Consider the following 15,146-nt stretch of genomic DNA (forward strand, 5'->3'; position numbering starts at 1 on the left):
AATATGCAAAGAACTAAGATATCATTTGCCATTCTGGCTGCTATTGTAGGGCTGGGAACGGTATTGTCGGGATGTGGGGATCAAGAAGAGGAGGTTAAGCCGACAGCTTCGAGCAGTTCACCATCCACGGATAACCCGTTTGCGAAAAAAATGAAAATCACGATGTTTAACCAAGGCACGTTCAACGCTGCCGCTCCGATTCCTCCACGCGATGAAGACATTCAACGGCAAATGCTGGAGAAGGCAATGAACATCGACTTGGATATGACGATTCCTCAGGCTGGGCAATCAACAACCAAACTAAATACGCTTATTGCAGGCGGAGATATCCCGGATTTGCTATTCTTGAAGAGTCGGTCCGATCTCGCACAATATTATGATCAAGGCGTTCTTGCGGATTTGACACCGTATCTGGATCAATTCCCTGAACTTCAGAAACGTTTTAGCAGCGACTCCTGGGAGGCGATGTCCTATCAAGGGAAAACCATTGGAGTTCCAGGTTATGATAATGTAAACGGTATCAGCCGAAGCTTCTTCATCCGCAATGATTGGTTGAAAAAGCTGAATATGGAAGTGCCAACGACACCTGACGAGCTATTTGAAGTCATGAAAGCCTTTACAGAGAAAGACCCGGACGGAAACGGCAAAAACGATACGTACGGATTCATCGGCGGCATGAATAAAGAGGGCAGTTTGCAAACCTACGGCTTCGATAGCTTGATGTGGATGTTTGGCGTTAATCCTCCATCAGCCATTGAAGTGAAAGATAATGAACCGGTATTTCTATTTATCGATCCCAAAATGAAAGAAGCGCTTGCTTACATTAATAAAATGATGGCAGCCAATGTGGTAGACCCCGATTGGGTGACGATGACCTCGCCTGATTTGTTGGACCAAAAGCTATTTAAAGGGAAAGTCGGCTTCATGATCAGGGATGCGCGCAGGCTGGAGCCGGATTATCAGCAGAAAATGAAAGAAATCAGCGGAGAGGTGCCGGAATGGATCGTGATTCCTCCAATGATAGGTCCTTACGGCGATCAAATCGTAGAGAGAAAATCGTTCCAAGGCAATTCATGGGCCATCTCCAAGAAAGCGGATAAGGACAAAATCATTCGGATCTTGTCCATGCTGAATTATCTCTTTACGGACGAAGAAGCCTATCCGAATTTTGCATACGGAATCAAAGGAATTCATTGGGATGTAGTGGACGGCAAGATCAAAAATAAAACGTCCGAATTATCGAAGGAAATGAAAGAAAAGTACCTATGGGTCGATCATTACAGAATGCCGCGCCGTGGTGACGATGCCGAGTACTTCAGCTTCCAGAATCCTAAGACGGCAGAAGCTTTCGTGAACAATCAGCAATATGTGGGGCCAACGTTGCCTGGAAACTTATTGACCGCAGACCCTAGCGATACCTTGGCAACTGACCGCTCGCGTTTCATTAATGAAAGCTTAGTCAAATTTATGACGGGCAAAGACCCTCTATCCAATTGGGACAATTTCCTCCAAACGTTGGATACCAAGTTTGACATGAAGAAATATAAGGAAACAGCAATCAAGCAATTTAAAGAAGCAGGCTTAATCAAGTAAATGAACGAAGAGAGTGGCTATTCGTAGCCCCTCTCTTTATTGTCATTTTAATACGGACTCAAAAAAGGAAGATGCGCAATGCGAAGAAGAATCAGCTTGCCTTTAAAATTATTTTTTATCGTGTTTGCGTTTGTATTAGGCTGCATAATCTTGATAAGCCAATTGTCCTATCGCTATGTCCAAAAGGAAATAAGAACCAATGACATCTTCTACACCAACCAAATACTTGACAAGGTCGATCAGTATTTCACCGTTAATTTTTCCTCCTTCCAGACGATCCTGTTCTCGGTCGAAACATCGGTGAAAGCCAACATTGACAATACGGAAGTAATCAAAAAGCAATTAAGAGAGCTATATGAACTCAACAGTAATTACGTCAGTAATATTTATTTGATTAAAAGCGATTTATCCATTGTAGGCGGAAGCACGCCTACCCGTATTTTCGATGAACCTTTAGCGGAAAGAGAGCCTTTATTTCATGCGGCCGACAAGAACAGAAGGACGACCTTCGTCAGTGATCCTTACAAATCCAAGTATTCCGGCTGGACAGTTACGATGGTTCGATATCTGAATGGCGCTCCATTTCCGATGGCCATTGCCGTAGATTTGGATCTAAATGCTATTGAAGAAACCTTGTTCAAGATTAATAAGCAGGAACAAATGAATTTGGCTCTGATCACCGCATCGGGTAAGATCATTGCCGGATTTTCGGAAAATAGAGGACCGCTGAATGTTCAAGATCATACTTTTTCAATCGGGGAAACGTCAGCAGAACAAATTCTGGATACGGCAGAAACAACCCTTCAACTGCATACCAAGGACGGCATGCCGGTCTCCCTACTGAAAAAACCGACGGAGAAATTCAATTGGACCATTATTTCGATCAATGATGAATCACGCTTGAAAGCCGCTTTATCCAGATTGGAAACCTATTACATCGAGCTTCTAGCCGCAGGTCTTCTCTTAAGTTTGTTCGTTTCTTTTTTTATTGCCAAGTATATAAGGACTCCGCTCTATGCGCTCAAATCAAAAATGAAACGGGTGGAACAAGGCATCCTTACAACGACAATAACGATTAAACGAAACGATGAGTTCGGAGATCTCTCCCGCGCCTTCGACCGTATGCTGCAGCAAATTGTGGAATTGATACGACGAGCGGATCTTCATAATGAGCTTGAGCGAAAGCTGGAGATTCAAGTGCTGCAGTCTCAAATAAACCCTCATTTTCTGTATAACACGCTTGGTTCGATCAGCAATGTTATTCGTCTCGGACAAATAGAGAAAGTAGATGTGGTGATCGGTTCGCTCATTTCATTATTGGAATATGGGATAGATGACGCTTCAGAGAAGGTTTCCCTACATCAGGAATTACGAAATGTAGCGGACTATATCGAGATCCAGAACATCCGGTATAACAGAAACTTCCAATTGATTGAAAATATCGAAGCAGGGTTAATAGATTTCCCAGTTTTTCGAATGCTGCTGCAGCCCCTTGTGGAGAATAGTATCTTCCATGGCTATAACGGAGGAGGGATCGAAGGCCCGATAACGATTCATGCGTACAGGGAGGGAAGCATCGTCATCATAGAAGTCGTTGATCAAGGCGAGGGAATTCCAGCTGATAAAATAAAGCGTATTTTAGTTTCAGAACCGAGTGATGTGGAAGTGAAAAGGAAAAGAATCGGGTTAAATAATATTCATGGCCGAATTAGACTTCACTACGGGGAACAATACGGGCTCCAAATCGTGAGCATACCTAAGGAAATAACCCATGTACGCGCCATATTCCCAGCAGACTTGCTAAAAGGAGAAACATAATGGTGAGAGAATATACCTGCTTCATTGTTGACGATGAAGACCTAATCATTCAAAGATTGGAATTGTTTTTTAATGAGCTCTCCCATAGGGATAAGCGATTTGTTCTAGTGGGAAAAGCGAACAATGGGCTGAATGGGATCGAGGAAATTATAAAGCTTAAGCCGGATATCGTAATATCCGATATCGTTATGCCAAGAATGGATGGAATCTCCATGATTGAGCAGCTAAAGCCGGAGCTCCCCCATACCCAATACATACTTTTGACCGCCTATTCATCCTTTGAATACGCCCAGCGAGCTATTCATGCCAACGTATTAGAGTACATTGTTAAAGTTCCGCTGAGGGAAGCGGATTTGAATCGGGCCTTATCTAAGGCGGCTGGGATTTTAAATGAAGTGAAGAAAAAAGAAGCGGAATTTCAATCGTTAAACGTATCCGTGCTTGAAAATAAATATAGAGTCCGAAAGCAATTTTTTAACGAGCTTATCCGAGGCGAAATTCCTTCCCATCGGGCATCGGATTTTGCCAATCGCATGCAGTTCCATTTCTTTCAAGCCAACTATTGCTGCTTCATTGTAGAAATGAATACTTATGAAAGTTTCCGGAACGAATACTCAGCCGCTGATCAAAACATCTTGAAATATGCGATGACGAATGTAATCGAGGAAACGGTGATGAATGGCGGAAGCGGCGTAGCTGCGGATCTGTCCGATAATCGTTTTATTGGTTTTCTTTCCTGGGAAAATAACCGCAGTGATATGGAAACGGAATATGCTTGCCAATCATTAGGAGGACAGATCGTCTCTCATTTGCAGCAATATTTGAATCAAAGGGTATCCGTCGCTTTTGGAGGTCCGCACCGAGGCTGGGAATCGATTAAACAAGCATACTCGGAAGCTAAAAATGTGAGTGAGGATTTCTATTATCATACTGAGAAAGTAGTAAAAACACCCATGCATCGGTTCCAATACCATAATGACAAAAAATCAGACTTTCAGCAGAAACTGGCTGATTTTCTTATATGGGTGAAAAGGAAGATTTCCAAGGAAGAGCTGGAGAGTGAACTTGCTGATTTGAACCAATTTGTTTCGGACCATAAAATCCAAAAGTCTATCATGGCACCCATGCTTCGAGACTTATATAGAGACATTACTTTGAAGTTTAAATCAGGGAACAAGCTGGCCACGGAAGTAGCTGAATTCCCCATGGAATTTATGGCATTTCAAGAGCAGCTTGCCTATATTGGCGACTTCACATTCGAATATGTACATGCTGGACAACTATTACATCGTGCAGAAATCATGAGTGCTATGCAGTTTATAGAGAAAAATCTGAAACAGCGTTTAACGCTGGAGGCTATTGCCGAGGATGTGAATTTGGCTCCGTCGTATTTTAGCAGCTTATTCAAAAAAACAATGAACGAAGGCGTGATCAGCTACATCAACCGTAAAAAAATTCAATTAGCTCTCGAGCTGTTAAATGCTCAGGATTATTCTTTATTGGAATTGTGCGAGGAAGTAGGAATCGTCAATGAAGGTTACTTTTGCAAACTATTTAAAGAATATACGGGTGAGACTCCTAAGCAATACCGGATAAAAATGACACGGTACGAATCCAAATAAGGTTGCAAAAAATGTATGATTTTTTCGCGAAATCATGTAAAAAAAAAAGGACCAAAACAATTACCATGATAGAAGGATCTAATCATGGAGGTTATCAAAATGGAGCTTATAAAAGCAGATGTAACCGTCGTAGGCGGAGGTATTGCTGGAATTTGTGCTGCTATAGCTGCCGCACGCCAAGGGCTGCAGGTTTCACTAATTAATGATAGGCCGGTTCTTGGGGGAAATGCGAGCAGCGAGGTCCGGGTTCATATCAACGGGTCGGCATATCTCGGAAACAGTCCATCCTATTATGCTCGTGAAGGCGGGTTGGTAGAAGAACTCAAGCTGAAGATCTTTCATTATAATCCGTTATACAACAAGAAGCTTATGCTTTCGCTTTCGGATACGGTCTTGCTCGACATGGTTTATGCTGAGCCTAATATTTCTCTATTCCTCAATACATGCGTGCATGAGACGGGGATGGAAAACGACAGAATTAAATGGGTAGAAGGCCTTCAACTCGCTTCTGAAAGAAAATTTCGTTTTGAAAGCCGAACCTATATCGATTGCTCCGGCGATGGCATTGTTGGATATCAAGCAGGTGCTCACTTCCGATGGGGAAGAGAGGCGAAGCATGAATATAAGGAGGATTTGGCTCCCGAAGTGGCGGATCATTACACTATGGGCGATACGATTCTGTTTCAAGCCCGTTACGTAGACTATTCCGTTCCTTACAAAAGACCTGGCTTTGCGTACGATATTACGAAGTTGCCATTTTTCGATAGTATTAGAAAAGGCTTAAACCATCGCTCTTTTCCAAGGAAAATCAACGGGCTTGGCGGATTGTGGTGGCTCGAATACGGCGGTCATATGGATATTATCAAGAATAATGAAGACATCGCATTGGAACTGCGGAAATTGGTATACGGGATTTGGGATTATATCAAAAATAGCGGCGAGTTTGATGATGTGGACAATCTCATCCTGGATTACGTATGCCCGATTCCGGGAAAGCGGGAGTCGAGGCGATTCATAGGGGAGCACATGCTGTCTCAGAACGATCTTACAGCAAAGCCTCATTTCGAGGATGCAGTATCCGTTGGAGGCTGGTATATGGATCTGCATGCGAATAAAGGCATCTACGATGAGGGTCCGGCTACAGCGTGGAATTTCGTGCCGGGATTGTATAATATCCCTTTCCGCAGCTTATTTTCACGCAATATTCCTAATCTCATGTTCGCTGGCCGCAATATAAGTGCTACTCATGTCGCTTTCGGGTCTACAAGGGTTATGGCAACCTGCGGTTGTATGGGGCAGGCGGTAGGAACGGCTGCTGCGTTATGCTTAAAATACGAGGCAGACCCCGCGGAAATAGTCACAGCCCATATGGGTGAGCTTCAAGCGCAGCTGCTTCGAGACGGGCAAACGATTGTAGGGCTTCAAGAGGAGTTGGATCCTTATTTCGCTGACGGATTAACGATTCATGCCTCGTCTCAGCGAAGCTATGATAATCTTCATTCAACTGAAGAGATTTCCTTGGAGAACGCGTTATGTTTGGTCTTGCCGATTCAGACATCCACGGCTGAAAGCGTACGGATCAAAATTAAAAATAGGTCCGAGCATTCGGAAACTTTGCAAGTGAAGCTGTTTGGCGGGGAGCGGAAGGAAAACTATATTCCCGCCAGCGAGCTGAAAGATTACCAATTAGTTATAGCAGCAGGTCACGATGACTGGATTACGCTGGACCTCAGCTGCAAGAAGCCGGCTGACGACAAAATCTACATCGTACTGGAAGGTGCGGCGAGCCTTGCTGTTTATGGCAATGAAGAGAAGTTGACAGGAGCGGTCAGCTTCCATTATAGGCCAGAGGTTCCGTCTAAGCTGAAGAAGCTTAACAAGAGCATTTGCTTCAAAGACCTGGTGCCCTCCCAAAATATGTATAGCCCAGAGAATGTCGTCAATGGCTTCTCCAGACCTTATGGTCTGCCGAACGGTTGGATATCTGAACGTACGGAAGGACAGGAATGGCTGGAATTCTGCTTTGCAAGCCCCAAAAATGTGGAGGAAATCCATCTTGTGTTCAATTCACGGCTGGATTTGGAGCATTTTGACGATCCGATCGAGCTCCTTATCCAAGATTATGATGTGACCTTGACCTTAGAAGACGGAACCGAGAGTGAAATCATTATCCGCGGTAATTATCTGACACTGAATAAACATAAGGTGGATGCGAAACGCGTAACCCGAATCCGGATTCATTTCTGCGCAACCTACGGTTCTCCTTACTATGAAGTGTTTGCTGTAAAATGCTTTACTCCGAAATTAATAAGTGAGGGCAGGTGAAGTCGCGATGAAGGAACTATTCCCTCGAAGAGGGCTGCCTAATGTTATTTCGAAGTTGGAAAATGGGGAAACCGTGACAATTGTCTATTTTGGCGGCAGCAATACGCGTTCTCAAGGATATAGGGTCATGACGGGAGATTGGCTTCGAGATAAATATCCCAATTCGGAAATCCGCTCTGTGAACGCAGGCATTGATGGGACAGGATCAGACCTCGGCTGTGCCCGCTTGGAGATGGATGTACTGCGTCATCAGCCTGATCTCGTGTTTGTCGAATTTGTTGGTAACGATGGCGGAGTCCCCGAATCCAAGGCGCGGATCGAAGGAATTGTCCGACAGATCCGCAAGCGAAGCCCGTTTACCGACATTTTGTTCGTTTATACGCTGAAGGAGCGAGATGTGCCCTTATTTCAAGCCGGCGAATACCAGAAGGGGGCTATTATGCAGGAGGAAGTGGCCGATTATTACGGTATTCCTTCCATTCATCTGGGCGTAGCGGTCAGTCAATTGGTATCCGATGGAAAGCTCATTTTCACCTCAATGGCAGAGCAGTCTAACCAGGGAGCCGTTATTTTTACGCATGATTCGGTCCATCCGACAATTCCCGAAGGGCATCAGATTTATACGGATACAATTACCCGGTCATTTGAGAAAATAAGCGAGCTTCGCGATCATCAGGGAAGACTCGAATATCACTTGCCTCGGAATCCATTGGTCCCGGCTAACCCTTGGGAGTATGCATCCATGCTGCCGCTGGATAATCTTACTCTTTTTTCGGAAGGATGGTCTTACATGACCCCCGATGATTTTGCGTTAGTGCGTGAGTACAATTGGTTGTTCCCTGGCCTATGGCGAGCTGTCGATCCTGGAGAGGCTATAACTGTGCAATTCGAGGGGACCCATCTCGGGTTATTCGATATCGGGGGGCCAGATTCTGGCCGATTAAAGGTGTCAGTTGATGGAGGTGAACCCTTCCTTATCGACCGATTCACACCCTATAACGATCATAATCGAAATCAATATGTTTTCTTGCCGGAGCTACCGAATGGGAAACATACGGTTCGCTTCGAAGTCGATCACGAGAAGACAGACAAAGCAGCCGTGTTTGAGGCAAGCGGCAATGCAAAAAGTATGAACCATGTTCGGCAGCATCCAGCTTGGTATGATCAAACGGTCATTCAGCTTGGGAAGCTACTAGTGGTGCAGCCGCCATTATAATAGATTTGTTCACTTGGAAAACCTACATTCTATCTGACTGCAATTGAGCGGTCAATTAGGATGTAGGTTTCTTTTTTAGATATACGAATTTTTGATAAAAGATTTTATATGTTTCACACGATAAAGTATTCTTCAATTTCTATGAGAAACGGATACCCTTTTCTTATCGCTTAAAATCTTATAAGAAATTGTTAAAATGAAAGAAATTTCATGGTGATGTGACATGCTATGATAAAAACGAAAGAGCTGGATTAGCTGATGGATTAGGCTAATTGCTTTTTTACGATCATTCAAGCAAAGGGGGCATTATTATTTTGGAAGCGTTATCATTTAAAGGAGAGGCTGTGAGTGGTTTGGTCAAAAGGAAGCTGTTTTTCTTCATCGTTTTCATGTTGACGATAGTAGTTCCTTTCAGCCTGGTCGGAATAACGACCGCTTATGCGGAGAACTTACCTTATCAGACGATTATCATCGATGACGGAAGCATCACGATCGATGATGTTGTGACACCTGATGCGGGTAACGAGAACAATGGATATTCGGCTCCAAATTGGACCACTAGCACAGGGGTGAAGGGGTATGATCATTCTAGCTCCAAATATACGAGTACAGCAGGCAGATCGATAACATGGAATCCGCGCTTGGAATCAGGAACGGCGAAAGTATCGTTATACAAGCTTAACTGGGAGGATAAGGCGGATAGCAATGTAAAAATCGAAATCGTTCATAATGGAACGACGGATGTACTCTTTCTGGATCTGAGACCCTCATCTGGCCCTCCTGTGGGATGGGTTGATTTGGGAGAGTACTATTTTTCTGGGGTTGGTGAAGAATTCATTAAATTAACACGGTCTACCAGCACCACGAGCACGATACTTACGCGAGCAGATGCGGTCAAGTTCGAAGGGAATATTCAGCAGAAAGAGCCGCATAAGACGATCATTATTGATGATGGAAGCCTCACGATTGATAATATCGTCACCGTAGATGCAGCTAACGCGAGTAACGGGTTCTCCGCTCCTTATTGGACCACAAGTGCGGGAGTGAAGGGATACAATAATTCCAGTTCCAAATATACGGACGCGGTAGGTAGAAGCATCACTTGGAATCCACGCTTGGAGGCAGGGACGGCGAGAATATCGTTCTATAAGCTTGATTGGGCGGATAAAGCAGACAGTAATGTAAAGATTGAGATTGTTCACAACGGGATTACGGATGTTTTGTTTATGGATCTTAGGCCTACGTCAGGTCCATCGGTCGGATGGGTGGATTTGGGGGAGTATTATTTTAGTGGTGATGATACCGAATTTGTTAGGCTGACTCGAATGCAGCCTACGACGGGCACGATTATTACTCGGGCCGATGCAGTCAAATTTGAAGGGAATATCCGTCAGCAAGCTCCGCCGTTGCCCGCGCTGCGGAGCCGTACATTAGCGAATCTCAGTTACACAGAAAAAGGCAGCATCGAAAATGCAAACTATAAGGCAATCTTTTATGAGGCAGCATGGGATGGAGGCAAATCCATCGTTCGTGACATGTTCTACAAGAACACGGACACGGGGAACTGGATGCCAATAAACAATGTGTCGGAAAGGCTTGAGGAGCAGTGGGTTTTATTGGATGGGAATGCGGGGAGCCGAACCAATTACTACGATACGATGAACAAACGCTGGATTACATTCGACGAGATCCATTTTCCCGACAGCCGGACGGCGGTATTAACCGATTCTATGCATGGCAGTGATTACGATTTTGAAGTGAACTGGTCCATGTCAGGAGATAAACCAGATGTTTCCTTCGCCTTCACGCCTCGCCGTGATGGTAATTATGTAATTGGATATCAATCCTTCACAACAGAGCAAATCTCTGGCATCAATGAAGTATTAAATGGATTTAGGTCGCATGCAAAAATGGTTGGTACGGTGGAATCCACAAGCCTTAGGGAGCTGAGCGCTCCGATGAGTCTGGTGGAGAAGAATGACGGTGCGGAGAATCCATTGACGTATGGGGTATTTGTACCTTCGGAAGAGCTTCCGGTTGAATTTGAACCGACGGGAGGCGTTACGAAACAACGGCTTGGCATGAGCCTTGTCAACAACGAAGGCAGCGTGCAGCCAATCCTATATGCTCCTCAGTTAGGGACTTATTCGCAAATGAGCGCAGAAAACACCTATCGATTTCATATGGGGCTAATCGCACAAAAAAGCAATCTTTATGAGTCCTACGCGGACATTCTTCGCAATGAGTACGGTTATTCGGCATACCGGGAAAATGTATCAGATCAATCGCTTACTGACGCAATGTTCAATATGATCGATCTGCTTAAGATTGAGCCGCAAGGGGACGACTCTGTTCAGTATGTCCCGTCACCCAGCGGATGGTGGAGCCGTGCCAAGGGCTTTATTGATATCGAAAACGAGGATAGCGTTCGAACAAGCTCGAATGCAGTCCTTTTGGGGGCTTATTATTTGACTGGGGATGACCAGCTTTACGATACGAGAGCATTGCCGTCCGTCCAGTATGGCGTATCGCGAAATGGCATCGGTTGGTCGCCGACGCAGAAGAAAGTATATGGCGTGCCTTCGTTATGGAAAATGGCCACCCTGCCGTTCGATGTTTCAAGCGTAGCCGCTGTCAATCAGATGATGGGCACTTCAGCAGGAATTGGGGCGTTGGCAAAGGAAGAATACCTCGTGCGTGATCCTGACCAGAAAGACCGGGGTCCTGTCATTCAGCCCCTGATGATGTATCGGATGACGGGAGATGCGCAGTATTTACAGGCTGCCAAGGATGCAGCCGACAGCTATATCCTGCAGTATATCGATACTCCTGAATCCGTTAATGTGAGTAAAAATGAATTCATTTATTATTATAGCAAGCTGTGGATGGAGATTTTGGAGCTTTACGAGGAAACACAGGATCCCAAATACTTAAATGCCGCTTATAAGGAAGCCAAACGGTATGCCACCATGTTCGTTGCTCGACCAGTTCCTGAAGGTACCGTTACAATTCCACAGCCCGAGACGTATAATTACGCGGAGTCGTTCCATTGGCCGGAAAGCGGAAAATACCAATATCCTAGGAGCAAGCTCCCAGAAGATGTAGCAGGAGGCGTACAAGCGGATAGTTGGCTTGTTTCACCGAGCGGATTGACGTTTGAAGCAGGAAGCACAACCAGCTATTATCGGATGAATGCTCAGGAAGCTCCATTCATGCTGCGATTGTCGCTCTATACAGGTGATAAACTGCTGCAGGATATCGCTCATAATTCGGTTATTGGTCGATATTCCAGCTATCCAGGTTATTACTATAAGGGCTTTGCCGTTAGCCAACTTGAACCGGATTTTCCTCTGGAAGGCCCAAGCGGGGCTACATCCATCTACTATCACCATATTCCGGGGCAGCTCGGGCAAACGATGGATTATTTGATCAGCGAACAATCATTAAAATCGAACGGGAGTATTACATTTCCTTCCGTATTCGAAACGAATTTTTTATGGTTCAAATATCACCTTTATGGCAATAAACCAGGTCATTTCTACGGTAATTCCGACGTTTGGCTCTGGATGCCCAAGGGAATTATCCAGACTAACGATCCTCAATTGAACTGGATAACGGGAGAGAGCGGGGATAAATTCTATATCGGGCTAAGCAACGCATCGTCAGATGAAGTTCAGACTTCGATTGAACTGAATGAGCAAATCATTGGTTTCAACCCGTCACTAGATTATACCGTAACCATCATCCGCGATAATGGCACACCAGAACAAACGGTTATGAGTGGCGGAATTATTCAAGCTACGGTTTCAAGCAAAGGGATAACCGCTATCATTGTTGAGGGACTCCAGATTGATGTGCCGCTGCATCAGGTTAGAACTGCTGATACATCGGATGCAAGCTACTTCTTCGATACCCACAGTCCAATCGATGCGGTTAAAGGGATGCTGATCGTAAAGCCCGACGAGACGGTTTATGATGCTTATGTACAGGCAAAAACGACGAAACCAGCGACAATCCATTATTCCTTGGATGGCGGGGCTACGTATACAACCATCCCAGATACGATATATCCGATGGAATGGTCAATACGGGTGAACGACTTATCTCAAACCTTCACTTATTACGTGGAATCGGACGGGAAACAAACCCGCAAACGGACACTTTATCTGCCTGATAAGGTATCCGAAACTCCAGTCCAACCCGATTGGCAGGAGGGTTCATCTATTATTGTAGATAATACCGAGGCGGAGACAGAAGGGGTCTGGATAAGGGATACAACGGCTAACGACTATTACTACGATAACTATGTGTATGCCAAATCGACCGCCGGCACAGCGACAAGCAAAATTATATGGCGGCCGGAGCTGCCTGATACTGTTACTTACAGTGTGTATTACAAGCTTCCGCAAATAACGGCTGCGAGTGAAAACTGGGCAACGAATGCCTCATTTAACGTTTATTATAGCGGGGGCTCCGAGACGGTTGCCGTTGATGAGACAACGGCAAATGGAACTTGGGTGCACTTAGGCGATTATCCTTTTGCAGCAGGGAATAGCGGGTACGTGGAACTAACCAATAAGGCCAATAAGTCTCGTGTAGTTGCCGATGCGATCATGTGGGTGGACCCGAACAGGATGCCGCAATTAGAGTCTGCGGTGATCCTATCCGATCGGAACGAGCTGCAGATGACTCAAACTGCACAACTGAGCGTAACCGGCTATTTGGATAACGGTTTGATCGGTGATCTTACACAGGCCAATGTACAGTATTTCGTTGATCGTACGGATTTGGCTGAAGTAGACAGCAGCGGTAGGTTGACCCTTCTAAATCTTGATGGAGACACAGATCACATTGAGGTATGGGCCACTGTAACGATTTACGGAGTGACCTTAACAACACCGCCTTTGACCATCGCGATCAAGGACCTAACGGTTATCGTCGACAGTACAAATACAACGGGGTTATACACGACAGAAGGGTCTTGGAGCCAAAGCAACTTAGCCGGATACAAAATTGGGGTTAAGTCCCGCTACTCTACAGTACAAGGATCATCAGCAACGTGGAAAGGCCAGTTTCCAGAGGGGAAATATACGGTCTCCATCTACAAGATCGTCCATACGACGGCAAACGATAATTATGTCAAAGTGGAAGTGAAGCATCAGTCAGGTACCGAGGTCACATATATCGATGCAACAGTTGGCTCATCGGGTTGGGTTAATTTAGGAACGTTCAACTTTACAGGAGACGGCAGCGAGTATGTTCGTTTAACCAGGGTTACTCCTACAACGGTAGACCCGCCAACACTTCCTGCCGATATGATCTATACGAGGGTTGATGCAGTCAAATTCGATCGGCATTCCGTTAATCCGGAGCTGATTGTGAATGAGGCGCCAGGTAAACCGACTCTTTCGAATAATAGCGGTGCTGCGACAGGCTTACATGATGGCAATTATGATGTTGCGATGAATATGTGGTGGGGAACCAATGGCTCACTGTATAAGTTGTACGAGAATGGCCAATTGATCCAAACAAAGTCATTGCCCGTTGATTCGCCAGCTGCCCAAACTTCCATTATTCCAATTCAAGGCAAGCCAAATGGAACCTATGTGTATACATGTGAGTTATCAAATTTGTATGGAACGACTTCATGTGATCCACATACCGTCACCGTGGCTGATGCGAATCCTGGCAAACCTGTGTTATCCAGTGACAACTGGGATCAAGATGGGAACTATACCATTACTGCAAATATGTGGTGGGGCACGAACGCAGCACAGTATCGATTATATGAAAATGGCGAACTTATTGAAACGCAATCTTTATCTTCACACTCACCAAATGCCCAATCGGCAAATACACAATTTTCGGGAAAAGCTCCTGGCATTTATCAATATCGCGGTGAGTTTATGAATGGAAGCGGAACAACGGTAAGTGAAGTTATACAAATTATTGTAAAATAACCCTAAGAGCTGAGTGGATGAGAACGATCCACTCAGTTTTTTATTTTTGAAATTATGTATTGAGCTATGCAAAATGCTTGTAAAACGATGATATAAGAAGACAGCACATTTTTGGAACAGATGCCAGAGCATCCGACCGTGTTTATTCTTATTTGGGGCAGTGGACCCTCAAAAAACGTCCAGATTGTCATAACATAAAGCTCCCACTACTGAAACCCTATTATTGACACTAAGTTACGTACTTAATTGTAGATTAGGGTGTATATAGTAGGTAGTTAATTAACATTTACATAAGTATAAGGGGTATTAACCATAAACTGGATATCACTCATTTACTGGATGAATAGAAAACCATTTGCGGTATGGCTTACAGGCCATTTATAGATAGGTATACAAAATACAAGTTTTAATTTCACGAAGAAAACTATCATCGAAATGATCAAATCACTGCAACAAAGTACAAACCATCCCTGACTGCTAAATGGGCAAGTTATACAAAAATTAACGATGAAAGTACAGATTAGTTTTCAGACATGGGTGGGGCATTTAATCCTAATTCTGGCGATATAACGATTGCAAAGTGATATAAAACTTTCGCTTTATGGATCAAAT

Annotated in this window: 6 protein-coding genes; all 6 read left to right on the forward strand. The window is 44.6% G+C overall.

The genetic code is table 11. The annotated features are described in order from the left end of the window. Nucleotides 1-3 precede the first annotated feature (3 nt). The 6 genes from ACIFSR_RS19190 to ACIFSR_RS19215 all read left to right on the forward strand — a co-directional run bounded on the left by ACIFSR_RS19190 (nt 4) and on the right by ACIFSR_RS19215 (nt 14,534). A complete protein-coding gene (locus tag ACIFSR_RS19190) occupies nt 4-1,593 on the forward strand; it encodes an extracellular solute-binding protein (protein ID WP_339209230.1) in 1,590 nt (529 codons plus the stop codon). A gap of 78 nt (nt 1,594-1,671) precedes the next feature. Next, nucleotides 1,672-3,411 carry a sensor histidine kinase gene (locus ACIFSR_RS19195; RefSeq protein WP_430059249.1) on the forward strand — a complete coding sequence of 580 codons (1,740 nt, stop codon included), beginning with the start codon at nt 1,672-1,674 and terminating at the stop codon, nt 3,409-3,411. After that, nucleotides 3,411-5,033, forward strand: coding sequence for an AraC family transcriptional regulator (locus ACIFSR_RS19200; protein ID WP_430059251.1), 1,623 nt, complete (start codon nt 3,411-3,413; stop codon nt 5,031-5,033). Before ACIFSR_RS19195 ends, ACIFSR_RS19200 begins: the two co-directional genes overlap by 1 nt. 99 nt (nt 5,034-5,132) lie before the next feature. Then, a complete protein-coding gene (locus ACIFSR_RS19205) occupies nt 5,133-7,358 on the forward strand; it encodes an FAD-dependent oxidoreductase (RefSeq protein ID WP_430059253.1) in 2,226 nt (741 codons plus the stop codon). 7 nt (nt 7,359-7,365) lie between these two features. Continuing rightward, nucleotides 7,366-8,574: a GDSL-type esterase/lipase family protein gene (locus tag ACIFSR_RS19210; RefSeq protein ID WP_339209225.1), complete on the forward strand. Its 1,209-nt coding sequence runs from the start codon at nt 7,366-7,368 to the stop codon at nt 8,572-8,574. Between the two features lie 314 nt (nt 8,575-8,888). Further along, nucleotides 8,889-14,534, forward strand: a complete 5,646-nt coding sequence (locus tag ACIFSR_RS19215; protein ID WP_430059255.1) for a hypothetical protein — start codon at nt 8,889-8,891, stop codon at nt 14,532-14,534. Nucleotides 14,535-15,146 lie beyond the last annotated feature (612 nt).

Origin of the sequence: Paenibacillus sp. NRS-1760 (genome assembly GCF_050467785.1) — a bacterium.
In the GTDB taxonomy this organism is placed as follows: domain Bacteria; phylum Bacillota; class Bacilli; order Paenibacillales; family Paenibacillaceae; genus Pristimantibacillus.

Coding starts and splice junctions, on each gene's coding strand:
- ACIFSR_RS19205 (WP_430059253.1), top strand. CDS start 5,133: ATGGAGCTTATAAAAGCAGATGTAACCGTCGTAGGCGGAGGTATTGCT.
- ACIFSR_RS19195 (WP_430059249.1), top strand. CDS start 1,672: ATGCGAAGAAGAATCAGCTTGCCTTTAAAATTATTTTTTATCGTGTTT.
- ACIFSR_RS19210 (WP_339209225.1), top strand. CDS start 7,366: ATGAAGGAACTATTCCCTCGAAGAGGGCTGCCTAATGTTATTTCGAAG.
- ACIFSR_RS19200 (WP_430059251.1), top strand. CDS start 3,411: ATGGTGAGAGAATATACCTGCTTCATTGTTGACGATGAAGACCTAATC.
- ACIFSR_RS19190 (WP_339209230.1), top strand. CDS start 4: ATGCAAAGAACTAAGATATCATTTGCCATTCTGGCTGCTATTGTAGGG.